This window comes from Burkholderia sp. AU28863, from assembly GCF_002223195.1.
GTDB classification, from domain to species: Bacteria; Pseudomonadota; Gammaproteobacteria; order Burkholderiales; family Burkholderiaceae; genus Burkholderia; species Burkholderia sola.
In genome coordinates, this window is the sequence record NZ_NKFE01000008.1 from 519,307 (window position 1) to 544,781 (window position 25,475).

The 25,475-nt window shown below is 67.5% G+C and carries 25 protein-coding genes; 18 read left to right on the forward strand and 7 right to left on the reverse strand.

Annotation, left to right across the window (positions count from 1 at the left end; genetic code table 11):
* Positions 1–314: 314 nt before the first annotated feature.
* The 16 genes from CFB81_RS32195 to dctA all read left to right on the forward strand — a co-directional run bounded on the left by CFB81_RS32195 (position 315) and on the right by dctA (position 14,207).
* Positions 315–1,415 (forward strand): ABC transporter substrate-binding protein, encoded by a 1,101-nt coding sequence (locus CFB81_RS32195; RefSeq protein WP_069620476.1) that lies wholly within the window; start codon positions 315–317, stop codon positions 1,413–1,415.
* A gap of 32 nt (positions 1,416–1,447) precedes the next feature.
* Positions 1,448–2,341: a branched-chain amino acid ABC transporter permease gene (locus CFB81_RS32200; RefSeq protein WP_069620477.1), complete on the forward strand. Its 894-nt coding sequence runs from the start codon at positions 1,448–1,450 to the stop codon at positions 2,339–2,341.
* Positions 2,334–3,221, forward strand: a complete 888-nt coding sequence (locus tag CFB81_RS32205; protein ID WP_089437841.1) for a branched-chain amino acid ABC transporter permease — start codon at positions 2,334–2,336, stop codon at positions 3,219–3,221. The genes CFB81_RS32200 and CFB81_RS32205 overlap by 8 nt, the downstream gene beginning before the upstream one ends.
* Positions 3,218–4,003 (forward strand): ABC transporter ATP-binding protein, encoded by a 786-nt coding sequence (locus tag CFB81_RS32210; RefSeq protein WP_089437842.1) that lies wholly within the window; start codon positions 3,218–3,220, stop codon positions 4,001–4,003. Before CFB81_RS32205 ends, CFB81_RS32210 begins: the two co-directional genes overlap by 4 nt.
* Positions 4,000–4,719 carry an ABC transporter ATP-binding protein gene (locus tag CFB81_RS32215; RefSeq protein ID WP_069620479.1) on the forward strand — a complete coding sequence of 240 codons (720 nt, stop codon included), beginning with the start codon at positions 4,000–4,002 and terminating at the stop codon, positions 4,717–4,719. Before CFB81_RS32210 ends, CFB81_RS32215 begins: the two co-directional genes overlap by 4 nt.
* Positions 4,716–6,113, forward strand: coding sequence for an MFS transporter (locus CFB81_RS32220; protein WP_089437843.1), 1,398 nt, complete (start codon positions 4,716–4,718; stop codon positions 6,111–6,113). The genes CFB81_RS32215 and CFB81_RS32220 overlap by 4 nt, the downstream gene beginning before the upstream one ends.
* A gap of 99 nt (positions 6,114–6,212) precedes the next feature.
* Positions 6,213–7,109, forward strand: coding sequence for a glucose-1-phosphate thymidylyltransferase RfbA (gene rfbA / locus CFB81_RS32225; protein WP_069620481.1), 897 nt, complete (start codon positions 6,213–6,215; stop codon positions 7,107–7,109).
* Complete coding sequence (gene rfbC / locus CFB81_RS32230) at positions 7,106–7,687, forward strand: dTDP-4-dehydrorhamnose 3,5-epimerase (RefSeq protein ID WP_089437844.1); 582 nt, start codon at positions 7,106–7,108, stop codon at positions 7,685–7,687. Before rfbA ends, rfbC begins: the two co-directional genes overlap by 4 nt.
* Entirely contained in the window at positions 7,684–8,568 is an 885-nt protein-coding gene (gene rfbD / locus CFB81_RS32235; protein ID WP_089437845.1) for a dTDP-4-dehydrorhamnose reductase, read from the forward strand. The genes rfbC and rfbD overlap by 4 nt, the downstream gene beginning before the upstream one ends.
* Complete coding sequence (gene rfbB, locus CFB81_RS32240; RefSeq protein WP_069620484.1) at positions 8,565–9,581, forward strand: dTDP-glucose 4,6-dehydratase; 1,017 nt, start codon at positions 8,565–8,567, stop codon at positions 9,579–9,581. The genes rfbD and rfbB overlap by 4 nt, the downstream gene beginning before the upstream one ends.
* Positions 9,582–9,754: 173 nt before the next feature.
* A complete protein-coding gene (locus CFB81_RS32245; protein WP_027810892.1) occupies positions 9,755–9,946 on the forward strand; it encodes a hypothetical protein in 192 nt (63 codons plus the stop codon).
* A 374-nt stretch (positions 9,947–10,320) separates the two neighbouring features.
* On the forward strand, positions 10,321–10,764 hold the full coding sequence (locus tag CFB81_RS32250; protein ID WP_089437846.1) for an Hsp20/alpha crystallin family protein: 444 nt from the start codon (positions 10,321–10,323) through the stop codon (positions 10,762–10,764).
* Between the two features lie 36 nt (positions 10,765–10,800).
* On the forward strand, positions 10,801–11,226 hold the full coding sequence (locus tag CFB81_RS32255) for an Hsp20/alpha crystallin family protein (RefSeq protein WP_069620505.1): 426 nt from the start codon (positions 10,801–10,803) through the stop codon (positions 11,224–11,226).
* 150 nt (positions 11,227–11,376) lie between these two features.
* Complete coding sequence (locus tag CFB81_RS32260) at positions 11,377–11,667, forward strand: hypothetical protein (protein ID WP_069620486.1); 291 nt, start codon at positions 11,377–11,379, stop codon at positions 11,665–11,667.
* Between the two features lie 256 nt (positions 11,668–11,923).
* Complete coding sequence (locus CFB81_RS32265) at positions 11,924–12,844, forward strand: LysR family transcriptional regulator (protein ID WP_089437848.1); 921 nt, start codon at positions 11,924–11,926, stop codon at positions 12,842–12,844.
* A gap of 34 nt (positions 12,845–12,878) precedes the next feature.
* Positions 12,879–14,207, forward strand: a complete 1,329-nt coding sequence (gene dctA / locus CFB81_RS32270) for a C4-dicarboxylate transporter DctA (RefSeq protein ID WP_089437849.1) — start codon at positions 12,879–12,881, stop codon at positions 14,205–14,207.
* A gap of 24 nt (positions 14,208–14,231) precedes the next feature.
* Here the strand turns inward: dctA and CFB81_RS32275 are convergent, their stop codons facing one another.
* Both CFB81_RS32275 and CFB81_RS32280 read right to left on the reverse strand, forming a co-directional pair.
* Complete coding sequence (locus CFB81_RS32275) at positions 14,232–15,014, reverse strand: substrate-binding domain-containing protein (RefSeq protein ID WP_069620506.1); 783 nt, start codon at positions 15,012–15,014, stop codon at positions 14,232–14,234.
* Between the two features lie 55 nt (positions 15,015–15,069).
* Complete coding sequence (locus CFB81_RS32280) at positions 15,070–16,365, reverse strand: MFS transporter (RefSeq protein ID WP_069620489.1); 1,296 nt, start codon at positions 16,363–16,365, stop codon at positions 15,070–15,072.
* A 325-nt stretch (positions 16,366–16,690) separates the two neighbouring features.
* On the opposite strand from CFB81_RS32280, the gene CFB81_RS32285 reads away from it, so the two are divergent.
* Positions 16,691–18,199, forward strand: a complete 1,509-nt coding sequence (locus CFB81_RS32285) for a diguanylate cyclase (RefSeq protein ID WP_089438161.1) — start codon at positions 16,691–16,693, stop codon at positions 18,197–18,199.
* Positions 18,200–18,261: 62 nt separating this feature from the next.
* On the opposite strand, the gene CFB81_RS32290 is transcribed toward CFB81_RS32285, so the two are convergent.
* Entirely contained in the window at positions 18,262–19,167 is a 906-nt protein-coding gene (locus CFB81_RS32290; protein ID WP_089437850.1) for a LysR family transcriptional regulator, read from the reverse strand.
* A 110-nt stretch (positions 19,168–19,277) separates the two neighbouring features.
* On the opposite strand from CFB81_RS32290, the gene CFB81_RS32295 reads away from it, so the two are divergent.
* The gene (locus CFB81_RS32295) at positions 19,278–20,141 is read left to right on the forward strand and encodes an SDR family oxidoreductase (protein ID WP_089438162.1); all 864 of its coding nucleotides are present in this window, start codon (positions 19,278–19,280) and stop codon (positions 20,139–20,141) included.
* A gap of 169 nt (positions 20,142–20,310) precedes the next feature.
* On the opposite strand, the gene CFB81_RS32300 is transcribed toward CFB81_RS32295, so the two are convergent.
* The 4 genes from CFB81_RS32300 to CFB81_RS32315 form a co-directional block, all read right to left on the reverse strand.
* Positions 20,311–21,213, reverse strand: a complete 903-nt coding sequence (locus tag CFB81_RS32300) for a GNAT family N-acetyltransferase (protein WP_089437851.1) — start codon at positions 21,211–21,213, stop codon at positions 20,311–20,313.
* 194 nt (positions 21,214–21,407) lie between these two features.
* Positions 21,408–22,595 carry a M20 aminoacylase family protein gene (locus tag CFB81_RS32305; RefSeq protein ID WP_069620507.1) on the reverse strand — a complete coding sequence of 396 codons (1,188 nt, stop codon included), beginning with the start codon at positions 22,593–22,595 and terminating at the stop codon, positions 21,408–21,410.
* Between the two features lie 69 nt (positions 22,596–22,664).
* Entirely contained in the window at positions 22,665–24,122 is a 1,458-nt protein-coding gene (locus tag CFB81_RS32310; protein WP_089437852.1) for an aldehyde dehydrogenase family protein, read from the reverse strand.
* Positions 24,119–25,396 (reverse strand): FAD-binding oxidoreductase, encoded by a 1,278-nt coding sequence (locus CFB81_RS32315; protein WP_069620495.1) that lies wholly within the window; start codon positions 25,394–25,396, stop codon positions 24,119–24,121. The genes CFB81_RS32310 and CFB81_RS32315 overlap by 4 nt, the downstream gene beginning before the upstream one ends.
* Positions 25,397–25,475 lie beyond the last annotated feature (79 nt).

Below are 25,475 nucleotides of genomic sequence, written 5' to 3' on the forward strand. Positions count from 1 at the left end.
CTGTCCTCCGAGGTCGTGTCGAGTTGGGCTGATTTAAGCACTGCAATTCACCTCTGTATACACTTTTTTCAGAAATATTCTCCATTGCGCCAGATTGGCGCGCTTGTGCACCACGACTATCCACGCTCTTTGAAAGAGTGCATAAATGCATGAAAACAGGGATATTTTTCTATCGTTCCAGAGACTTTCACGATTCCGCACAGCGACTCGAAAATTTATTTGCAAACGATTTTTGATCTGTGATTCTGTCGACACTTCTGTATATCAAACCATGCCGCCATCCGTGCGGCCGACCATGCGACGGGAGAACGAAGATGAAGGCAAGTCAGTGGAGTGTCGGTGTCTGGATCGCACTCGGTGCGCTTGCGTCGGGCGCCGCGCAGGCCGACGTCAGCGTGGGTGCGGTGCTGCCGCTGACCGGCGCGAGCGCGTCGATCGGCGAAGACCAGCGCCGCGGCATCGAGCTTGCCGTCGCGCAGATCAATGCGAAAGGCGGCGTGCTGGGCCAGAAGCTCGCCGTGCGCATCGAGGATTCGGGCGGCTCGGCCAATACCGCACTCGACGCCGCGCGCAAGCTCGCGACCGTCGAGCACGTGCCGGTCGTGCTCGGCGAGTTCTCGTCGTCGGTGACGATTCCAGTCGGACAGTTCCTGGTGCGTCAGGGCGACGTGCACATCAACATCGGCTCGTCGAGCCAGCAGGTGCGCAAGATCGGCGCGGGCTCGTTCAGCGTGATCGGGCTGGACGACCTGTCCGCGCGCTTCGCGGCTCAGGACGTGTACGCCCGCAAGCTGCGGCGCATCGCACTGATCGCGCCGAACAACGGCTATGGCCAGGGCATCGCCGGCGAATTCAAGAAGCGTTTCGAGGCGCTCGGCGGCACCGTGGTGTCGACGGTGCTCTACACGGAAGGACAATCGACCTATCGCCGCGAACTGGAGCAGGCATCACGCGCGCAGCCCGACGCGTATGTCTACAGCGCCTATGGCCAGGAGGCCGCGACGCTGAACCGGCAGGCATTCGAGATGCGTCTGAACCAGCACCCGTGGTACGGCATCTATCTGACGATGTGCACGAGCGACACGCCCGCGCAGATCGCGCAAGGCCAGATCGGCCTCGAAGTCGCCGCGCTCGGTGCGGGCGCGAAAGCGTATGCGAGCGCCTATCAAGCCGCGTACAACGAGGCGCCGCGCTCGGCGTTCGGCAGCTATGCGTACGACGCAACGCTGTTGTCCGCCGCGGCGATCGGTCGCGCGCAATCCATCGACCCGGCGAAGATTCGCACGGCGCTCGCGGCATTGGGCAAGTCGTATACCGGCGTGACCGGCGCGATCGCGTTCGATGCGGACGGCCAGCGGGAAGTCCAGCCGTACGAGAAGGTGGTCTACCGCCAATCGGTCGTCGCGCAGCAGTAAGCGCCCGCCCGGATGAACCAGAGGACCTCGCCATGCTGTCATTCATTGTCGACGTATTGATCCGCACCGCCGATCTGCTGCTGGTGTCGGTCGGCCTGTCGACGCTCTATTCGCTGATCCGCTTTCCCAACATCGCGCATGTCCAGTACGCGATGCTGGGCGCATTCGCGACGCTCTGGCTGGAACGCGCGGGGCTGCCGTTCGCACTCGCGACGGCCGTGTCCTGCGCGCTGGTCGGCACCGCCGCGACGCTGCTGAACCTGTTCGTTTTTGCGAGACTGCTGCGCTCCGGCAGCGCGGTGGCGATGATCGGCTCGCTCGCGATCTCGATGCTCGCGGTCGCGCTGGTGCTCGGCATCGCCGGCTCGCGACCGCAACAGTATGCGCAGGACGTGCATCCGCCGATGGTGATCGCCGGCGTCGCGCTGTCCGTGCCGCAACTGGGCTCGATCGCATGCGGCGCCGGCGCGCTCGCGATATTCGCGGCGCTGCTGTACCGCACCGGGCTCGGGCGGGCGATGCGTGCGCTCGCCTCGAATCGCGCGCTGGCGCTCGCGACCGGCATCGACGCGACGCGCGTGACCAACGTGATCACGTTCGCGAGCGGCGTGCTGGCGGCGCTCGGCGGCACGATGCTCGGCGCCACCGAGAGCGTGCATGTGAATCTCGGCTACGGACTGCTGATCCCGGTGTTTTCCGCGGCGATCCTGGGCGGTCTCGGCAACCCGCTCGGTGCCGCGGCCGGCGCGCTGTTGATCGCGGTGGCCGAAACCGTCGCACTGAACGTCGATTTCGGCGGGCTCGTCGATCGGCCGATGCAATTCTTTCCGGTCGAGTACGTCGGCGCGGTGTCGTTCGCGATCCTGCTCGTCGCACTGATCTTCCGGCCCTACGGCATCTTCGATCGGGAGGTACGGCGTGTCTAGCTTCGTCATCCATCTGCTGACCGTCGGCTGCCTGTACGCGACGATGGCGCTCGGGTTGAACCTGCAGGCCGGCTATGCGGGACTCGTCAATTTCGGCTTCATTGCGTTCAGCGGGCTCGGCGCGTACGCGGCCGGCATCGCGTCGCAGCTCGGCTGGCCGCTGCCTTCGGCGCTGACGCTCGCGCTGGCCGCCGCGGGTGCGCTGGCGATCGTCGTCGCGCGGCTCGGGCGGCAGCTCTCCGCCGACTACTGGGGGATCGCGACGCTCGCGATCGCCGAGATCCTGCGCACGATCGCGCTCAACGAAAGCTGGTTGACCGGTGGCGCGCAAGGCATCGGCGGCATCGCGCCGCTATTCCCCGGGCTGCGGGCGCCGTGGGCCGAACTCGCGTTCCTCGCGGTCACGGCCGGCTGCCTCGCGCTCACCTATGCGACGTACCGGCGCCTGACCGCAAGCCGCTTCGGCCGGGCGCTGAAGGTGATGCGCGAAGAACCCGCGCTCGCGGTCTGCTTCGGCTACGATCCGCTCGCGCTGAAAACGCGGGCGTGCATTGCCGGCGCGCTGCCGGCCGCGCTCGCCGGGGCACTCGCCGCGTGGTACATCGGCTATGTCGGGCCGGACGCGATGATCGCGTCCGAGACCTTCGCGCTGTGGACCGTCGTGATGGTCGGCGGCCTCGGCAGCCACGCAGGCGTGCTGGCGGGCACGCTGATCGTGCAGGCCGTCTACGCGCTGGCGCCGTTTCTCAAGGACTGGCTCGATGTCGGCAGCGACCTGACCGGCGCGGTGCGACTGGGCCTGGTCGGCCTGATGCTGCTCGGGTGTGTGCTCTGGCGTCCGCACGGGCTCGTACCCGAGCGCCTGGAGGTGCGGCCATGAGCGCGCTGCTCGATCTCGACGGCGTGACGATCCGCTACGGCGAGAACGTCGTCTTGTCCGGGGTCACGCTGTCGGTCGACGGCGGCGAGATCGTCGGACTGCTCGGCCCGAACGGTTCCGGCAAGAGCACCGCGCTCAACGCGATCACCGGGTTCGCGCCGCTCGCGGCGGGCGCCATCCGCTTCGACGGTCAGCGGATCGACGCGCTGTCGCCGCACAGGATCGCGCGGCTGGGCGTGCGCCGCACGTTCCAGTTGCCGTCGATGCCCGCGCGCATGTCGGTGCTCGAACTCGCGATGGCGGCTTCGTCCGTCCGCCACGGAATCGCCGCCGCCCTCTGGCGCGGCCGTGCGACGCGCGCGCTCGAGGCCGATACGCGTGCCCGCGCCGCCGCGCTGCTGGACGAACTGAAACTGTCCGGCGTCGCGCACCTTTGCGCCGCGTCGATCTCCGGCGGCCAGAAGAAGCTGCTGGGCATCGCGTGCGCGATGATGACCGAGCCCAAACTGCTGCTGCTCGACGAGCCGACCGCCGGCGTGCACCCGAACCTGCGCGGCGAGTTGATCGACGAACTGCGACGGATTCGCCAACAGGGCGTCACGCTGGTCGTCATCGAGCACGACATGCATTTCATCCGCGAGCTGTGCGACCGCTGCGTCGTGCTCGACCGCGGCGTGACGATCGCGAACTGCCGGCCGGCCGAACTGGAGCGCAACCGTCGCGTACTCGACGCGTATCTGGGACGCGCCCATGCCGCCCCTCGTCCGCTGGAGGCGTCATGATCGACGTGCGCGAACTCGTCGCCGGCTATACGCCCGAAGTCGACATCCTGCATGGCGTGTCGCTCACGGTCGGCGCCATCGACATCGTGACGATCCTTGGCCCGAACGGCTGCGGAAAATCGACGCTGCTGAAGTCGATCGCGGGCTTCGTGCTGCCTCGTGCGGGCAGTGTGACGATCCAGGGCACGGACGTGGCGCGCGTGCCGGTCCACCGAAAGATCCGCGAGTACGGGATCGGCTTCGTGCCGCAGACCGACAACGTGTTCGCGTCGCTGACGGTGCGCGAAAACCTGATGCTCGGCGGCCAGTCGATGTCCGCGTTTCCGCGCGAGGCGCGCATCGACGAGCTGTGCGAGCAGTACCCGGTCCTGCGGCGGCGCTACCGGTCGCTGGCGGGCGCATTGTCCGGCGGCGAGCGGCAGATCGTGTCGCTCGCGCGTGCGCTGATGCCGCGTCCGGTGTTGCTGCTGCTCGACGAGCCGTCGGCCGGCCTGTCGCCGAAGATGGTCGACGAGGTGTTCGACGCGATCGTCCGGATGCGCGACACCGAGCATATCGGCGTGCTGATGGTCGAGCAGAATGCGATCGAGGCGCTACGCATCGCGGATCGCGGCATCGTGCTGACGATGGGGCGCGTCGCGCTCGAAGGCCCCGCGGCCGAGCTGCTCGACAGCGACGAGATGCGGCGCCTGTACCTCGGCGGGAGGGCCGCATGAGCGGCGGGAGCGCCACGCCGGCCGCCGGCGCATACACATCCGCCGCGGCGCGTCCCGTGCTCGTGATGGTCGCGCTCGCGTGCGGCTTCGTGATGGCCATGCTCGACGTAACGATCGTCAACGTCGCGCTGAAGGCGATGGAAAGCAGCCTGTCGATGTCGCTGACGGCGCTGGTGTGGGTCGTCGATGCGTACACGCTCAGCTTCGCCGCGCTGTTGCTGCTCGGCGGCGCGGTAGCGAATCGCTACGGGTCGAAGGCCGTCTACGTCGCCGGGCTCGCGCTGTTCGTCGGCGCGTCGGTGCTGTGCGCGGCCGCGCAGTCCAGCGGCGCGCTGGTCGCGGCGCGCCTCGCCCAGGGTGTCGGCGCGGCGCTGTTCATGCCGAGTTCGCTGAGCCTGCTCACGCTCGCGTTCCCGCCGGGACCGATGCGCACGCGGATGATCGGCATCTGGGGCGCGCTGGTGTCGGCCGCGATGGCGCTCGGGCCCTGCGTCGGCGGCGTGCTGGTCGACGCGATCGGCTGGCGCGGCATCTTCTGGGTGAACCTGCCGGTCGGCGCGGCCGGCCTGTGGCTCACGTACCGGCATATCGCACGGGCGCCGCGTCATCCCGGCCCGCTGAATGCGCTCGGCCATCTGTTCGGCGCGCTCGCGCTCGCCGCGCTGAGCTTCACGCTGATCGAAGGGCCGAGCGCCGGCTGGCACTCGCCGTCGATCCTCGCTGGCGTGGCCACGACGTTCGCCGCCACCGCGGCATTCGCGTTACGCGAGCGCTACGCGAATTCGCGCATCCTGTCGCCGGCACTGCTCGCGAACCGGCGTTTCGTCGCGGGCAGCACGCTGGGCCTCGCGATCAACTTCGGCATTCTCGCCGAGATCTTTCTGTTGAGCCTCTATTTGCAGAACGTCCGCGGCGCGAGCGCGCTCGTCGCCGGGTTCGAATTGTTTCCGCTGATGGCGATGTTCGGCATCGGCAATCTCGCGTCCGCGAAGGTCAGTGCCCGGTTCGGCGCGCGCCACACGCTGCTCTCCGGGCTCGCGCTGGCCGCGCTCGGCAGCGTGGCGCTCGTCGGCGTCGCGGCGATGCCGTATCCGGTGCTGGCCGTCGCGATCGGCTTGGCCAACTTCGGCGCCGGCCAGGCCATTCCGGCGATGAATCTCGTCGTGATGCAGTCGGCCGATGCGGCGGACGCGAACCTTGCCGCCGCGTCGCTGAACGCGAGCCGGCAGATCGGTTCGCTCGTCGGCATCGCGATCGCGTCGGTGATCCTGCACGTGATCGACGATCCGGATCGCGCGACGGCCGTCGGCTTCGCGGTGATCACCGCGCTGTACGCGCTTGGCTTCGCGATCGTATTCCGTGCGATTCACGTTGACGGTGCCGAGCAGCCGTAGCCGGGCGCGCACGGTATCGAAGGCAATCGGGTGCAATCGAAGCATTCGGTGTATTCCGCGTATCACGCACGCACTTTTCCTCTTGCAGCGAGGGACCTCATGCAAACAGCGATTGGCCGTAAAGGACTGATTCTGGCGGGCGGCTCGGGCACCCGGCTCCACCCGCTCACGCATTCGGTATCGAAGCAATTGATGCCGGTGTACGACAAACCGATGATCTATTATCCGCTCAGCACGATCATGCTGTCCGGCATCCGCGACGTGCTGATCATCTCGACGCCGCGCGATCTCGACGCGTTCCGGCAACTGCTCGGCGACGGCAGCCAGTGGGGCATGAGCTTTTCGTATGCGGCGCAGCCGAGCCCCGACGGTCTTGCGCAGGCGTTCGTGATCGGCGCGCCGTTCATCGGTCGCGACGCGGCGACGCTCGTGCTCGGCGACAACATCTATCACGGGCCCGCGCTGTCGTCGCTGCTGCAACAGGCCGCCGCACGGACGACCGGCGCGACGGTGTTCGGCTATTACGTGCGCGATCCGGAGCGCTACGGCGTCGTGTCGTTCGACACGGATGGCCGCGCGATCGACCTCGAGGAGAAGCCGCGCGAGCCGAAGTCGAACTACGCGGTCACCGGCCTCTATTTCTACGACAACGACGTCGTCGAACTCGCGAAGGCCGTGCGACCGTCCGCGCGCGGCGAACTGGAAATTACCGACCTGAATCTCGCGTATCTCGCGCGCGGCGCGCTGAACGTCGAGATACTCGGGCGCGGCTACGCATGGCTCGACACCGGCACGCACGAATCGCTGCTCGACGCGGCCAATTTCATCCAGGTGATGCAGGCACGGCAGGGCCTGCAGATCGCGTGTCCCGAGGAAATCGCGTACCGGCTCGGCTGGATCGATGCGGAGCAGCTCGAAACGCTCGCCCACAAGCTCGCGAAAAGCGGTTACGGCCGCTATCTGCTCGATCTGCTGAGCAAGGAGGTCGCGGCATGACCCGCGTGATCGAAACGCCGTTGCCCGGCGTGCTGCTGATCGAGCCCGGCGTGTTCGGCGATGCGCGCGGCTTTTTCGTCGAAAGCTTCCGGGCAAGCTGGCTGCGCGACGCCGGCGTCGACGCCACCTTCGTCCAGGACAACCAGTCGCGCTCGCGTCGCGGCGTGCTGCGCGGGCTGCACTACCAGCGGGTGAATCCGCAAGGCAAGCTGGTGCACGCGGTGCGCGGCGCGGTCTACGACGTCGCCGTCGACATCCGGCGCGGCTCGCCGTTCTTCGGCTGCTGGTTCGGTGCGCAGCTCGACGACGTGTCGCACCGGATGCTGTGGATTCCGCCCGGCTTCGCGCACGGCTTTTGCGTGTTGTCCGACGAGGCCGACTTCGCGTACAAGTGCACGCAGTACTACGATCCCGATTCGGATGCGGGCGTGCGCTGGGACGATCCGGAGATCGGCATCGACTGGCCGGATTCCGGCGCACCGTATCAGTTGTCGGACAAGGATCGTCGGCAGCCGCCGCTCGCCGAACTGGCAGCCGGCGCGCCGGCGCTGCTGCCCGTATACGGGAGTGCGCGATGACGATCGTCGTGACCGGCGCGCTCGGCCAGGTCGGCCGCGAACTCGTGTTGCGCGCGGGCGAGCAGCCGCTCGTCGGGCTGTCGCGCGCCGCGCTCGACATAGCCGATGCAGGCTCGGTGCGCCGCGCGCTCGACGAACACCGGGCCTCGCTCGTGATCAATGCCGCCGGATGGACCGCCGTCGACCGCGCGGAGGCCGAGCCCGATGCCGCGTGGCGGGCGAACCGCGACGGGCCGGCCGTGCTGGCCGACGCGTGCGCCACGCTCGGGATTCCGTTGATTCATCTGTCGACCGACTACGTGTTCGACGGCCGCATGCCCGGCCCGTACGCGGAAACCGCCGCCGTCGCGCCGCTCGGCGTGTACGGCCGGAGCAAACTCGCGGGCGAGGAAGCGGTGCGCGAGCGACTGCCCGACCGTCACCTGATTCTGCGCGTCGCATGGGTGTTCGGCGCGCACGGCGGCAATTTCGTGCGCACCATGCTGCGCCTGGCGCGCGAGCGCGAGGTCGTCGGCGTCGTCGCCGATCAGTACGGCGGCCCGACACATGCCGGTGCGATCGCCGACGCGCTGCTGACGATCGCGGCGCGATATCGGACCGGTGAAGTGCTGCGCTGGGGCACCTATCACCTGTGCGGCACGCCCGTGACGACATGGCACGGCTTCGCCGAAGCAATCTTCACCGAGGCGCGGCGCGCCGGCCTCATCGACCGCGTGCCGCTGGTCCGGCCGATCCGGACCGACGCCTATCCGTTGCCTGCGCCGAGACCGGCGAATTCCGCGCTCGACTGCAGCCTCCTGCGAGAACACTTCGGGGTCGAATCGCCTTCGTGGATCGCGGGTCTCACCGACGTGTTTGCCACCTGGAAGCGAACCCAATGAGCTATCGACCCAAACATGTTCTCGTGACGGGCGGCGCCGGTTTCATCGGCGCCAATTTTGTCCGGCATCTGCTCGAAAGCGACCCGCAGGTCAGCGTCACCACGCTGGATCTGCTGACCTATGCGGGCAGCCTCGACAATCTCGGCGACGACCTGCCGGGCGCCGATCGTCATCGCTTCGTCCTCGGCGACATCTGCGACCGAACGCTCGTCGAGTCGCTGCTGCGCGATCATGCGATCGACACCGTCGTCCACTTCGCGGCCGAAAGCCACGTCGACCGCTCGATCGACGGCCCCGGCGAATTCGTGCGCACGAACGTGCTCGGCACCTGGACGCTGCTCGACGCGTGCCGCCAGCTGTGGCTGAACGACCAAAAACTCGGCCGGGCCGACGCCCTCGCGCGCCGCCGCTTTCACCATATCGGCACCGACGAGGTGTATGGCTCGCTGGGTCCCGACGACCCGCCTTTTTCGGAAACGACGCCGTATGCGCCGAACTCTCCGTACTCGGCCACCAAGGCAAGCTCGGACCATCTGGTCCGGGCCTATTTCCATACGTACGGATTGCCCGTCACCACGACGAACTGCTCGAACAATTACGGGCCGCGCCAGCACGGCGAGAAGTTCATTCCGACCGTGATCCGTCATTGCATCGAAGGCACCGACATCCCCGTGTACGGCGACGGCGCGAACGTGCGCGACTGGCTGTACGTCGACGACCATTGCCGCGCGATCGATGCGGTCATCCGGCGCGGGACGGTCGGCGAGACCTACACCGTCGGCGGCTGCAACGAATGGCGCAACGTCGACATCGTCGCGCTGATCTGTACGCTGCTCGACGCGCGACGGCCCGAACACGCGCCGCATGCGCGCCTCGTCCGGTTCGTCACCGATCGCGCGGGTCACGACCGGCGCTATGCGATCGATGCGGGGAAGCTCGCCCGGGAACTGCAATGGCGGCCGGCGGAGAGCTTCGAAACGGGGATCGTGAAGACGCTGGATTGGTATGTATAGAGGCGGTGGCACTCGGCACGTCGAGGTCGCGCCGTGCCGAGGGTCGAGGTCAATCGCCAGGCCGTGGTTGCTGATGGCATCGCGTGAACCTTTCCATTTGAAAGCCTGGCGCGGCCCGCGCCTTGCTCACCTGCAACGTGCGCAACATCCCAGGTTGCGACCAGGAGAGCAAGATGACACGTCAACAGCCACAGGCAGACAAGCAGACAGGCAACGAGAAGCCCGCGGAGAAACGCGACGACGGGCAGCAGACCTTCGAAACCGATATTTCGGAAACCGGCGACGACGGCACCACGGTGCGTCAGGCCGAAGTTCGCGAGGACGACCTGTCCGAAGTGAAGCCGCCGTCCGGGCCGTCGCGCTGAACAGTGGTGGACGCGACGCGGCGGCGGAGGTACGCCGCCGCGTCTTTTCCAGCGTGCCGTTGCAAATTCCGCCCTCTATCGCCGTGCTCCGATCCGCGCAACGTCGGACATGTCGGACCCTGCCATCTCGACGTCGACCATGCCGGGCGCGCCGACGATAAGTCGCCCACATGGCGCCCGCACGTATCGACAGAATGCCGATGCCCTCCCCCTTGAAATCCACGCGCCGTATCCTATTTTAGGTATCGCTCGAGGCAGTCGCGGTTGACACGCTGCGTGTTTCGATTTGTTTGTCAGCGACCCTGTCGCGGATGGACGAACTGGAGCGCGTGGTCCGGTTCGTCCCTTCGCAAGGGACACAACAGGAGCCAGTCATGAGCGATATCTTCTTTCCCACCGATCTGCTGGCGGAATTCGACCGCCTGCAACGGCAGATGGCCAGCGTGTTCACGGGCTTTCCGGCCAGTCTGCGCGCGCCGCGCCCCGGTGCGTTTCCACCGGTCAATATCGGCAGCACCGACGACACGATCGAGATCGTCGCGTTCGCGCCGGGTCTCGCCCCCGAGAAGATCGACATCTCCGTCGATCGCCGGCTGCTGACGATCAGCGGCGAGCGTACTCCCGCGGACGACGCCGCAACCGACGACGAGCGACGCGTTTACGCGAACGAGCGGTTCATGGGCGCGTTCCGCCGCGTGGTCGAACTGCCGCAGCACGCGGACCCCGACAAGATCGAGGCGCGCTATACGAACGGCTGCCTGACGATCAGCGTCGGCAAGTCGGAAGCCTCGAAGCCGCGGGCGATCACCGTCCAGTAAACAGCACGACGTCACGAACGCATGACGGAGGACATCATGAGTGACACGAACACGACTGAACTGACCACCCGTCCGGCCGAAACGCGAACGGCCGTGACGAATCGGGAAGCGGCTCAGCGCGACACGCCGCGCACGCGGATTGCGCCAGCCGTCGACATCGTCGAGGACGCGCACGGCATCACGTTGTACGCGGACCTGCCGGGCGTGCCGCGCGAGAAGCTCGACGTCCGCGTGCACGACGGCAGCCTTGCCATCGAAGCGGAGGCCGTCGTTCCGACGCCACCGGGATTGCGTCTCCAGCACGGTGAAGTGCAGCATCCGCACTTCTCGCGCGCATTCACGCTGAGCCCGGATTTCGACGTGTCGCGTATCGACGCGCAACTGCGCGACGGCGTGCTGAAACTGAGCATCCCGCGACGCGAAGAAGCGAAGCCGCGGCGGATCCCGGTGACGACCGGGTGAGTGGATGCGCCGGGAGCGTTTCATCGACCCGGCGCGGTCCGCGCCGCTTGGCTTGCGCTCGCGGCGTGAAGTGCCGGCGCCCCGCTTCCGCGGCGGCGCCGGCGCCGCCGCGTCGTCACACATGCCGCATTTCCCTGCAGGAGGCATCTGATGCATACCAACAGGACGATCGAACATGGCGGATATACGGTCCGGGCCGTGGTCACCGACACGGAGACGGGCCGCTACTCGGCGGCGGCGATCCTCACGGATCGCGACGGTGAAACCCGGACGCTCGGCGTTGACGGCGACTTCGCCGATACCCGCGAAGCAAGTGACCAGGCGCTCGAACTCGCGCTTGCATGGATTCAGCGACGGTCGGTGGTGTCGGATCGGTATGTCAGACGATATCGAGCCATGTCGAGCAGCGATCCGGATCACGGACAACACGCACGGCGCTAGTCGCGCCGGACGTTGAGCATGCTTCCGGCGTGGGCCCAGGTGGCCGACGCCGGCGCTTGAGCATTGCCCGCCCAAAAGCGATACGGTACATCAGGAAGCCGTGTCGGGAGGCCCGATTAGCGGTGCGGGCCGCGGGATTCCGGCCGGCCGGGCCGCCCACCGTGCCACGCCAACACTGCCGCATGGACGACGCAACACGCATGACGCCGGCGGAATCATGCAAAATGCTGCGCATCTGAGTGGCGGAGCGTGACCGGTGGGCATCAATTTCGATTTGACGGACTTGCAGGCGTTTCGCGCGGTCGTGGAAACGGGCAGTTTCCGCAAGGCCGCCGAAGCGGTCAGCCTCTCCCAGCCTGCGTTGAGCCGCCGGATCGACAAGCTCGAGGACGCGCTCGGCGTGCGGCTCTTCGAGCGCACCACGCGCCGCGTCGCGCTTACCACCGTCGGCCGCGTGTTCGCGCAGAGCGCCGAACAACTGCTCGACGATCTCGACGCCGCGCTGCTCGGCATCCGCGACGTGTCGTCGAGCCGCCTGGGGCATGTGACGATCGCGTGCGTGCCGTCGGTCGCCTACTATTTCCTGCCCCCCATCATCGCCCGCTATCATCAGCGCTTTCCGCGCATCCGGGTGAAGCTGCTCGACGCCAGCGCCAACGAAGTGCTGGGCGCCGTCATCAGCGGCGAGGCGGATTTCGGCGTGAGCTTCATCGGCAGCCAGGAGGCGGAAATCGAGTTCAAGGTGCTGCTCCAGGAACGGTTCGTCGCCGCCTGTCGCCGCGACCACCCGCTCGCGCGCAAGAAGCGCGTGACCTGGAACGAGCTTTACGAGCACGATTACGTCTCGGTGGACAAGACGTCCGGTAACCGCCTGCTGCTCGACCAGGCCTTGGCGGCCGTCGCGCCGCGCAAGCCGAGCGTCTGCGAGGCGCGCCACGTCACGACGCTGCTCGGGCTGATCGAGGCGGGGCTCGGCGTCGCCGCGGTGCCGTCGATGGCGATGCCGGGGCATGACCATCCTGTCCTCACGAGCGTGCCGCTCGTCGAGCCGGCCGTGAAGCGGCGCGTGGGCATCGTCAAGCGGCGCGGCCGCTCGCTGACGCCGGCCGCCGAGGCGTTTCACCGGATGATCGTCGACGCGAAGCGCGGCGACGCCGGCAGCGGCACATCGGCATGACGACGACGGAACGGAAACAAAGGAAGGCGGCATCGTGAGGTGGACCCGGCTGTTCAAATCGCTTTACGTCCAGGTCCTGCTCGCGATGCTGCTCGGCATCGGCATCGGTCACGTGTGGCCGGCGGCGGGCGCGATGCTCAAGCCGCTCAGCGACGCGTTCGTCGCGCTCGTGAAGATGACCATCGCGCCGATCGTCTTTTGCACGATCGTGTCGGGCATCACGTCGTTGTCGAACGGGCGGGCCATCGGCCGCACGATCGTACGCGCACTGGCGCTCTTCTATCTGTTGACGGCCGCCGCGCTCGCGTTCGGGCTCGTCGTCGCCTACCTGCTGCAACCGGGCGCCGGCATGCATATCGACGTCCGTCATCTGGATGCGAGCATCCTCGCGCCGTATGCAAAGCACGCGGAGCCGCGCAGCCTGGTGGCGTTCGCGCTCGGCGTGATTCCGGACACGATGCTCGGCGCGTTCGCGACCGGCGAAGTGTTGCCGGTGCTGCTGCTGTCGCTGTTGTTCGGCTTCTCGCTGAATGCGCATCCGCGCGCCGCCCGGCCCGTGCTTGCGCTGATCGACGGCATCGCCCAGGTCGTCTTTCGCGTGCTCGCGATGATCATGCGGCTTGCGCCGCTCGGCGCATTCGGCGCGATGGCGTTCACGGTGGGCCGCTTCGGCATCGGTTCGGTCGGCTCGCTCGCGAAGCTGATGGCATCCTTCTACGTGGCCTGCGCGCTATTCGTCGCACTGGTGCTCGCCCCGCTCGCGCGAGCGCACGGCTTCGCGCTGTGGCGGCTCCTGCGCTACCTGCGCGAGGAGCTGCTGATCGTGCTCGCGACCTCGTCCACGGAGCCGGTCCTGCCGCGCCTGATCGTCAAGCTGGAAGCGCTCGGCTGCGACAAAGGCGTCGTGGGGCTCGTGCTGCCGGCCGGCTATTCGTTCAATCTGGACGGCACCGCGATCTATCTGACGCTCGCGGCGTTGTTCATCGCGCAGGCATGCGACGTCCCGCTTTCCGCGCCGCAGGTCGCGACGATGCTCGCGATCATGCTGGTCACGTCCAAGGGCGCGGCCGGCGTGTCCGGCAGCGGGCTCGTCGCGCTGGTCGCGACGCTCGCCGTGATGCCCGACCTGCCCGTCGCCGGCGTCGCGCTGCTGGTCGGCATCGACCGCTTCATGTCGGAGGCCCGCGCGCTGACCAGCGTGATCAGCAATGCGTGCGCGGTGATTTTCGTGTCGTCGTGGGAAGGTGCGTGCGATCGGACGCGTCTGGTGCAGCGGCTCGCGGCGGCCGGGCCGGCCCTGGCGGACGCGGCCGATGAAGACAGTGCCGCGGCAGGCGGCGGGAGTGACGGGAAGACGGTCTGATGCACGCCTTCCCGTCGATCGGGCTCAATGCGCGGAAACGGAATCCAGGCCGGTCGATTTCACGTCGGCCTGCACGTCGGGCGACGCCAGATAGTCGAGCAGCGCCTTCGCTTCCTGCGGATGCTGCGCGCCGACCGGGATACCGGCGGCGAAGCGCGTAACGGACTGCAGCGATTCGGGGATCTTGCCGACGAAGGTCGCGCCCTTGACGGGCAGCAGCTCGCTGACCTGCTGGAAGCCGATTTCGTAGTCGCCGTTCGCGACGACCGACGCCACCGGAATCCGAGGGATCATCTTCGCCTTCGACTTCACCTGTTCCTCGATCCCGAGCTTCTTGAACAGTTCGCGTTCGATATACACGCCGCTCGCGCTGTCCGAATAAGCGATCGATTTCGCGTGCAGCAGCACCTGCTTGAGCCCTTCGGCGGTGCCGATGTCGGGCTTGGCCGCACCGTCGCGCACGACCATGCCGATGCGCGAGTCGGCCAGATCGACGCGCGATTCGGGAATGACCTTGCCCTGCCTGATCAGATCGTCCAGCGCGTAGCCGACCATGATCACGGCGTCGGCGGGCTCGCCGCGCGCGAGTCGGTTCGGAATCGCTTCGGGCGACTTGCCCATCGACGGGCCGAGCGCGGTCGCGAGCGTATTGCCCGTCGTGGCCGCGAACCTCGGGCCGAGCACCTTGTACGCGGCGGTGAAGCCGCCCGAGCTCATCACGTGCAGTTCGGCGGCGTGGACGTTGGCCGCGACCGCCGCGGTGGCGACGAGCGCGGTCGCGCAGCATTTCAGGAACAGGTTTCTCATGGTCGTGGTCATGCGGATGCGTGGGTGTGAATGAACGTTCCGGATCGGCCGGACATCAATGCGCGGGCGTCAACTTGGGAGTGCGGTGACGATAGAGCGCGAACGTCGCGAGCAGCGCGCACACGGCGGCGAAGCTCATCCAGTAGCCGGGCGCGGCCTTGTCGCCCGTCGCGTGAATGAGCGCGGTCGAGATGGCCGGCGTGAAGCCGCCGAACACGGCCGTCGCGAGGCTGTATGCGAGCGAGAAGCCCGCGACGCGCACCTGCACCGGCATCACTTCGGTGAGCGCGACGACCATCGCACCGTTGTAGATACCGTACATGAACGACAGCCAGAGCAGGACGAGCAGCATGTTGGCGAACGACGGCGCGTGAGCGAGGAACGACAGCGCCGGATAGGCGGTCACCACGGTGAGCATCGTCATGCCGACCAGCAGCGGCCGACGGCCGATCCGGTCGGACAGCGCCCCGCCGATCGGCAGCCACACGAAGTTCGACACGCCGACGCACAGCGTCACGAGCAGGCTGTCGGCGGTGCTCAGGTGCAGCACGGTCTTGCCGAAGGTCGGCGCGTAGACGGTGATCAGATAGAAGCTCGTGGTGGTCATCGCGACCAGCATCATGCCGGCGATCACGACGCCCCAGTTCTGGACCAGCGTGCCGAACACTTCCTTCATGCCCGGACGATGCTTGCGGGCCTTGAACTCCTGGGTTTCCTCCAGGTTGCGGCGCAGCAGGAAGATGAACGGCACGATCATGCAGCCGACGAAGAACGGCACGCGCCATCCCCAGGCGCCGATCTGCGATGCGCTCAGCCACTGATTGAGCGCAAAGCCGAGGGCCGCCGCGATGACGATCGCCACCTGCTGGCTGGCCGATTGCCAGCTCGTGAAGAAGCCCTTGCGGCCGGGCGTCGCGAGCTCGGCGAGATAGACCGACACGCCGCCCAGTTCCGCGCCCGCGGAGAAACCCTGCAGCAGCCGGCCGATCAGCACGAGTACGGGCGCGAGCAACCCGATCGTCGCGTAGCCGGGCACGAACGCGATCAGGATGGTGCCGCTCGCCATGATCGACAGCGTGACGATCAGGCCCTTGCGGCGGCCGACCTCGTCGATGTACGCGCCCAGCACGATCGCGCCCAGCGGGCGCATCAGGAAGCCGGCGCCGAACACGGCGAAGGTCATCATCAACGATGCGAACTCGCTTTGCGCGGGGAAGAAGACGTTGGCGATCTGCGTGGCGTAGAAGCCGAACAGGAAGAAGTCGAACTGCTCGAGAAAATTGCCGGCCGTGACGCGAAAGATCGCGGCGGCCTTCGAGCGTTCGGCCGGAAGGCTGGACGAGGGGTGCATCTGGGTGTCTCCTGAAAATCCTGGAATACGCGGGAGGGGCGGGTCGATTGTCGTTTTCCGGCATGTTGGCGCGTTATCGATCAAACGATAAGTGCGATTTTTGGAAGGATTGATGCAGTCCGGTTATCAATCGACGTGATCGGCGCGGGGCCGGACGGCGCTCGAGCCGTATCGCCGCATGGCCGCACACGTTTGCGTCGTCGCGTCGGGCCGTGGTCGTCGATGGGCGGCCATCCCGGCCTCGATTTTTTGTCGGCCGTGCCGTTAACGGGGATTGGACCCGCGCCGGCGCAAGTGCAGCCGGCGTCTCAACACGAGCGCGAGCATGCCCGCATTCACTTCGATCGAGAAAATCGCCGACTGGGCCGGACGCCACCCGTTCGTCGTCGGCGCGTTGGGTACGCTGATGTCGCTCGCGGCGCTCGGGATCAGCGCGGTGACGCTGTGGGTCGCGCGCAGCGAAGTCGTCGAGCATGCGCATGAGACGTCGCGCAACGTCGCGGCCGTGCTCGCGAGCCAGATCGCGAGGACGGTCGAAACGTCGAACAACGCGCTGATCGCGCTGGCGGCCGACCTCGGCAAGCCGGCCGTGCAGCGCATGGACGCCGGATTGCGGCACGACCTGCTGTTCGAGCGCACGGCCGCGCAGTACGTGACCGGCATGGGCGTGACCGACAGTCGCGGCCGGCTGATCGACGGGTGCTGCAGCACGACCCACCGCTGGGACTTCGCCGATCGCGACTACTTCAAGGTCCATCGCGATGCGGACAACGTCGGGCTCTACGTCTCCCAGCCCTATCGCGCACGCTCGCGCGGCGGCAAGGAATCCATCGCGCTGTCGCGACGCATCGAACGGCCGGATCATGCGTTCGACGGGATCGCGGTCGTCGCCGTCGATCTCACCTACTTCGAGCAGCTGCTGTCCCGCCTCGACGTCGGACCCAACGGGGTCAGCGCGATTGTCCGCGCGGACGGCACGATCCTCGCGAGAAACCCGTCGCTGAACGAAGGTCAGATGAACCTTCTGCGTCGCTCGACGTCCTTCAAGCGGATGGTGAACAGCGAATCGGGCTTCTATCCCGCGCGTTCGAGCATCGACGGCATCGTGCGGTTGTATACCTACCAGCGGATACCGGGCACCCCGCTGATCGCGGTCGTCGCGCCGGCCGAAAACGACGTGCTGGCCGGCATCCGGCGCCTGTCGTGGACGGTCGGCGTGTCGGCATCCGTGATCTGCGCATTGTTCTGTGCGGTGGTCTGGCTGCTGGCCTTCGCCCTGCGCGACAATTTCCGCAAACAGACGCTGCTGACCGATCTCACGCGTACCGATCCGTTGACCGGATTGTGCAATCGTCGCGCGCTCGATACCGCGCTGGCCAACGAATGGGAGCGGCTGCAGCGCGGCAGCGGCGGCACCCTGTCGGTGCTGTTCATCGACGCCGACCATTTCAAGCAGTACAACGACCGGCACGGGCACGCGCAGGGCGACACCGCGCTGCGCTTTCTCGCCGAATGCATCCGCGCGCATACGCGGCGGCGCGGCGACCTCGCCGCGCGCTACGGCGGCGAGGAATTCGTCGCGGTGTTGCCGGATACGGATGAAAACGGCGCCGCGCGGGTCGCCGACGCGATTCGCCGCGAGGTGGAGCGTAACCGGCTCGACGGGTTTGAGGAAACCGTGCCGGCTTTCACCGTCAGCATCGGCTGTGCGACCGGCCGGCGCGCGCGGCACGCCTCCGTGCACGCGCTGTCGCATCAGGCGGACATGGCGCTCTACCGCGCGAAGCGCGAAGGCCGGAACCGCGTGTGTTGCGCGCAGCCCGAGCCGGCGTGAACGCGGCGGTTCGAGTCGGAACGGGCGGCGGTACGCGCGCTGCCGCGACCATCATGGTCGTTTCACTGCCCCGGTTCGATGTACGCCGCCAGTTCTTCCGGCTCACCTGACGGAAACGCGTCCTTCAGGTGATCGAGAAACGCGGACACGCGCGTGCTCAATAATCGCCTGGACGGATACAGCGCCCACAGCGCGATATCGGAACCCGGCACGTCGCCCCAACTGACGAGCGTGCCGGCGGCCAGGTCGCGGCTCACCAGCGACGCCGGCAGGCACGCGGCGCCCAGGCCGAGGCGGACCGTATCACGCACCATGCTCAGCGACGACAGCCTTGCGACCGGTTCGATCGGGATGCGCGCGGTCCCCGCCGGTCCGGCGACCTCCCAGGCAGTGCGCGTGTCGTTCCCGTCGCGCACCACGGCCGGTGCCGGTGTGGGCGCGTCGCCGCCGGGCCGCGCCAGCTCGGGCTTCGCGACGACCACCAGCCGGTCGCGCAGAAACACGCGCCCGATCAGGCTCTCGTCGGGGGCCGGGTTCACGCGGATCACGAGGTCGTATCCTTCCTCGATCATGTCGACGGGCCGGTCTTCGGTCGTCACCTCCAGCCGGACGTCCGGGTATCTCAGCGCGAACGTCGCCACCAGCTTCCCCATCGCGAACTGGGAAAACAGCATCGGCGCGCTGATCCGCAGCCGGCCGCGCGGCCGCTCGCTCCCGGCTGCGATCGCCGACGCGCTGTCGGCCAGCTCCGCGAGGAGCGCGCCCGTCCGCTCGTAGAGCGCGCGCCCTTCCTGCGTGAGCTTCACGCCGCGCGAGCCGCGCTCGAACAGACGCAGCGACAGACTGTTCTCCAGTTCCGCCACGCGGCGCGACAGTGTCGCCTTCGGGCGATCCGCGACCCGCGCGGCCTCCCCGAAGCTGCCATGGCGGGCGACGAGATTGAAATCGGCGAGAGCGAGCAGGTCCATGTGTTCCACCAGTGAGACGACATGTCTATTTATCACATCTTCCGGATCATGTATGGATCACCTAACTTACGTGGGCAGTCAATCCCATCGTTACCTCAGGAGTGAACATCATGACCATTCTCGTTACCGGCGCCACCGGCCGTGTGGGCCGCCAGGTCGTCCGTCAACTCGTCGATCGCGGCGCCGACGTGCGCGTGCTGGTGCGCGATCCGGCCAAGGCCGATTTTCCGGCGGCAGTGATCGTCGCACCGGGCGACATGCTTGACGTCGATGCGCTGCGGGCGGCCTTCTCCGGCGTGCGCACGCTGTTCCTGCTCAATGGCGTGGCGGGCGACGAATTCACGCAGGCGCTGATCGCGCTGAACCTGGCCCGCGAAGCGGGCATCGAGCGCGTCGTCTATCTGTCGGTCCTGCACGCCGACCGCTTCGTGAACGTGCCGCACTTCGCGGTGAAATCCGGCGCGGAGCGGATGATCGAGCAGATGGGCTTCGGCGCGACGATCCTGCGACCCGCGTATTTCATGGATAACGAATCGATGGTGAAGGACGTGATCGTCGGGCACGGCGTGTACCCGATGCCGATCGGCGGCAAGGGCGTCGCGATGGTCGACGTGCGCGATATCGCGGAAGTCGCGGCGATCGAGTTGATCCGTCGCAACGACGCACCGGACAAGCTGCCGGTCGACACCATCAACCTGGTCGGGCCCGACACGCTGACCGGCCCGCAACTGGCGTCGATCTGGTCGGACACGCTCGGCCGGCCGGTTGCGTATGGCGGCGACGATCCCACGCCGTTCGAAGACAACCTGGCGACGTTCATGCCGAAATGGATGGCGTACGAAATGCGGCTGATGGCCGAGCGCTACGTCAGCGACGGGATGGTGCCGGAAGCCGGCGACGTCGAGCGGCTGACCGCGATCCTCGGCCGCCCGTTGCGGACGTATCGCGACTTCGCGGCCGCGCTCGCGCGTTGAGTGAAATGCGGTGCTTTCACGCGCCGCGCGGTGGTGCGGGGAACCGGCGGCGGGCGCGGCCGGTTCGGCGCGACCGCCACCGGCGACGTCCAGTCGCCGCTGACCCGCACGATCGACGAGCAGCGGAGGCCGGGCGCGCTGAGTTCGTCCGTCGCGGCGCGGCCCACGGCTACAACATCGCCTGGCTGACCAGCCCGTACAGTCCGAATGTCGGGTCGGCCGCACCGTCTTGCCCGGTGGCGGGCGCGTTGCGAACCATCTTCGAACAGGCATCCACCTGCTTCAGTCCCTGTTCGCTCAACCAGCCCGGCAAACTGCTCCCGTCAGGCACATCGATACGCACGAAGTCGCCGTCGCGTTTCGTCAGCCAATAGCCGATCAGCGCCTTCGCGCGCGCATCGTCGCTCGAACGCGGCGCGACCACCGGGCCGACCACGTAACCGCGACCGAAGCGCCGCAGCACCGAAAACCCGACGATCTCGCCGTCGCGTTCGAGCACCACGCATTCTCCCCGCGTCTGCAACGCGGACAACAGCGCTTCGCGCTCAAGACCGGACGCATGCGTGTCGAGTTCGACGAGGCGCGGCCAGTCGGCCGGCGAGCCAGTGCGCAGCCGCTCGCCGTCAGGCACGACAACGGCGGCGGGCCGATCCACGTTCCCCTGATATTGGCCCAGCGAACCGCACACGGTGAACCCGAGCTTCTCGTAGAGCGGCCGACCGGCCGGCGTCGCATGCAGGAACGTGATGCGCGGCCCCAGTTCGTCGAGGAGCGTCTCCATCAGTTTGCGGCCGATTCCGCGGCCCTGATGCGCGTCGGAGACGATCACATGCCCGATCGCCGCGCGGTCCGCACCGTACTTCCAGCACATCGCCGTGCCGATGACGACGCCGTTTTCCTCGGCCGCGAATGCCGTCGACGTTTCCGCGGAAAACTGCCAGTCTTCCGCCCTGAACGGCCAGCGAAGCGCGATGGAAAGGGCATGGGCGGCGGGGACGTCCGCCGCGGTGAATCTGCGGTAGCGAAGCGCCGACGTCGCGTCGCGCTCCTTCACTTCAGGTTCCTGGTTCATTACGCAGTCCTTTCAAAGGGTGTGATCGTGCGACACGGCACGTCAGAAAAATATGCGGCGATCACATCGAAGCGTCGATCAATTGCACGGTTCTCGCCGGCTGGCATGGGTGCACCGCGATCCGGAAGCACGCCAGCCCCGGACCTGACGGTCGATCAACCAGACGTCGCCGGTTTCCACGCCGCCCCGACGCATCACGGCGATCGCGTGAAGTAACGCTGCGCCAGCGCGACCCAGTAGCGGACACCGGCCGGAATGATGTCGTCGTTGAAGTCGTATTTCGGATGATGCAGCGCCGGTGAGGCCGCGCCGTCCTGTGCATTGCCGATCAGCACGTACGCGCCCGGCCGCTCCTCCAGCATGAAGCCGAAGTCTTCGGACGTCATGTTCGGCGGCACGTCGCGGTCGACGCGCGCGTCGCCGAACGTGTCGCGAATCACCGCTTCGCACAGCGCCGTCTCGGCCGGCGTGTTGACCGTCGCCGGGTAGTACTGGAAAAACGCCACGTCGACCTGCGCGCCGTAGGCCGCCGCGAGCCCTTCGCACGCGAGCCGCACGTCGCGCTGCAGCTTCTGCTGCAATGCCGACGACAGCGTGCGGATCGTGCCGCGCAGCTCCGCGGTGTCGGGAATCACGTTGTCCGTCGTGCCCGCATGGAACATGCAGACGGAAATGACCGCCGGGTCGACGGGGTCCTTGTGCCGCGCGGCGATGGTCTGGCACTGCAGCACCATCGAGCACGCGAGCGGCACCGGATCGATGCCCAGATGCGGCTGCGCCGCGTGCGCGCCCTTGCCCGTCACCGTGATCCTGAAGCGCGAGCCCGCGGCCATGATCGCGCCCGTGCGCAACCCGAAATGCCCGGCCGGCAACCCGGGCCAGTTGTGCATGCCGAATACCGCTTCCGTCGGGTATTGCTCGAACAGCCCGTCGTCGATCATCTTGCGCGCGCCCGCGCCGCCCTCTTCGCCCGGCTGAAACACGAAATGGACGGTGCCGGGCAACTGCGGCAGCGTCTTCAGCACGCGCGCGGCGCCGAGCAGCATCACGGTATGGCCGTCATGGCCGCACGCGTGCATGATCCCGTGCGTGCACGACGCGTGCGGGAAGTCGTTTGCTTCGTGGATCGGCAATGCGTCCAGATCGGCGCGCAGCACGATGCCGCGGCGCGGATCCGCGCCGGGCAGGCTCGCGACGACGCCCGTGCCGCCGAGCCCGCGCGACACCGCATAGCCGAGCGCCTCGAGCTCGCGGGCGACGACGTCGGCCGTCCGGTGTTCTTCGAATCGCAACTCGGGATGCGCATGCAGGTCGCGGCGCAGCTTCGCCCAGTGCGCGTGATGCGCTTGCAGCGATGTGTCGGGGATGACGGGGTTATCCAATTTCGGCACCTTCGGAATGTAGCGGGCTTCCAACTGTACTGCCGGCGCGAATCGCGCGCAGCGGCTGCGTCAGTCGTAATAGCCGACGATCGACTTGATCTCCATGTATTCCTCCATCCCTTCGATCCCGTACTCGCGGCCGTTGCCCGACTGCTTGTACCCACCGAACGGCGCCTGAGGGTCCCATGCCGGGTAGTTCAGATGCACCTGCCCCGCACGGATGCGGGCGGCCACCGCACGGGCGCGTTCCTTGTCGGCGCCCTGTACGTGTGCGCCGAGCCCATAGACCGTATCGTTCGCGATCGCGACCGCTTCGTCGACGGTGTCATAAGGGAGGATCGCGAGCACCGGGCCGAAAATCTCTTGCTGCGCGATCGCCATGTCGGTACGCACGTCGGAGAAAATCGTCGGCCGCGCATAAAAGCCGCGGTCGAGCCCCGCGGGCCGGCCGGGGCCGCCGGCGATCAGCTTCGCGCGTTCGTCGATGCCCACGTCGATCATCTGCGCAACCCGCCCGAACTGCGCGCGATTGGCCAGCGGCCCGTGCGTCGTGGCCTCGTCGAACGGATCGCCGACCACGAGCGTTTGCATCGCCGCGACGGCCAGTGCCTCGACCGCGCCGAGCACGGCGCGCGGCACGATCATGCGGGTCGGCGCGCTGCACGATTGCCCCATGTTGCGAAACGCGGCGGCCACGCCGGGCGGGATCGCGCGCGACAGGTCCGCATCCGGCAACACGATATTCGGGGACTTGCCGCCCAGTTCCTGCGCGACGCGCTTGACGGTCGTCGCGGCCGCCTGCGCGACGAGCACGCCGGCGCGCGTCGAGCCGGTGATCGACACCATGTCGACCTCCGGATGCGACGAAAGCGCGGCGCCCACCGTTTCGCCGCTGCCGCTCACGAGGTTGAAGACGCCGGCAGGCACGCCCGCATCGGCGAGCACTTCCGCGAACAGCAGCGCGCTGAGCGGCGACAGCTCGCTCGGCTTCAGTACGACCGTGCAGCCTGCCGCGAGCGCCGGCCCGACCTTCGCGGTGATCTGGTAGATCGGCCAGTTCCACGGCGTGATCAGCGCACACACGCCGATCGGCTCGCGCGCGACCGCGGTCGTCCCGCGCCGCTCGATGAACGGGTAGCGCGCGAGGTTGTCGCGCGCGACACGAATATGTTCGGCCGCGAGCGGCACGTGCGCGCCGCGCGCATAGCCGATCGGCGCGCCCATCTCCAGCGCGAGCGCGGTGGCGAACAGCTCGGCGCGCTCCAGCATCAGCGCATGCACACGGTCGAGCAACGCCGCGCGTTCCTGCGGTGAAGTCGAGGACCAGCGTTCGAACGCGCGGCGCGCGGCCAGCACCGCGCGGTCGGCGTCGCGCGCGTTGCCGAGCGGGATCTCGCACAGCGTGTCTTCGGTGGACGGGCTGATGACGGCAAACCGCTCGCCGCCTTCGGGCAGCACCCAGTCGCCGTCGATGAAAAAGCGATCCAGCCGGCCGGCTTGCATCAGGTGAACAACAGGGGAATTCATTGGAGAGTGTCCTTGAGTCGATACCAGGCGCCGACGAACGGCAAAAACCAGGGTTTGCCGAAGTGGCCCGGAATCGCGGGCCAGTCGAAATCTTTCCATGGGTTGAGGTCGGCGCGTCCGTCCATGATCTCGGCCATCAACGTGCCCATCAGCGTGGCCATGTGCGTGCCGTGGCCGCTATAGCCCATCGAGTAGTAGACGCCGTCGCGTTCGCCCGCGCGCGGCAGCCGGTTGGCCGTCATGTCGACCATCCCGCCCCAGCAGTAGTCGATGCGTACGTCGGCCAGCTCGGGAAACACGGCGGCCATTTGCTGCCGCAGGATGGCCCCGCTCTTTTCGTCCGAACGCGGATTCGACGCGGCAAAACGCGCGCGCCCGCCGAACAGCATTCGGTTGTCGGGCGTGACGCGAAAGAAATTCACGAAGTTCTTCGTGTCGGTGACCATCCGCCGCGTCGGCAGCAAGCGGTCGAGCAGATCGTTCGGCAACGGCTCGGTGACGATGATGAACGCGCCGACCGGCACGATCCTGCGGCGAACCCAGCCGAACGGCCCGACCTGTGAAATGCCGCTCGCGAGCAGGACCTGGCGCGCGCGAATCTCGCCGAGCGGTGTTTGCACCGCGTACGTGCCGCCCGCTTGCCGTGTCAGGCCGAGCACCGGCGCATGCTCGAGAATATGCGCGCCACGGGCTTGCGCGGCGCGCGCGAGGCCGCGCACATAACGGCCGACATGCATCCCGGCGCTTTTGCCGAACAGCAGCCCGCCGTGATATCGGTTCGAGCCGATCTCGTCGCGCAGTTCCGCCTTCGTGACCACGCGCGTATCGGGGTCCACGCTCGCCGCGAGCAGGGCCTGACTGCGCACGAGCTTGTCGTAATGCTCGGGCTTCGCCGCGAGCTTCAGCTTGCCGCGGCGCACGAAATCGCAATCGATCGACTCCTCCCGGACCAGCCGCTCGACCGTGTCGACGCCCGCGTCGAACGCGAGATAGAGCCGGTTGGCCAGTTCCGTGCCGATGCGCTGCGACAGCGACGCGTAATCCTGCGCGAAGCCGTTGTTGCACATGCCGCCGTTGCGTCCGGATGCCGCCTGCCCGACGGTGCCCGCCTCGCAGACGATCACGCGCGCGCCTTTCTTGGCCAGCGCCAGCGCCGCGGCCGAACCCGTGATCCCGCCGCCCACCACCGCCACGTCGCAACTTCCGTCATGCAACGCCGGCGCGCTGCTCGCGAATGGCTCCGACGTGTCGAGCCAGTAGGAACTGAAACGCATCAGGCACTCCAAAGCTGTCCATCGCACCGCACCGCGCTGCGAGGCTGCTGAACGTTCGCCGCGCCGATCGGGCCGATGG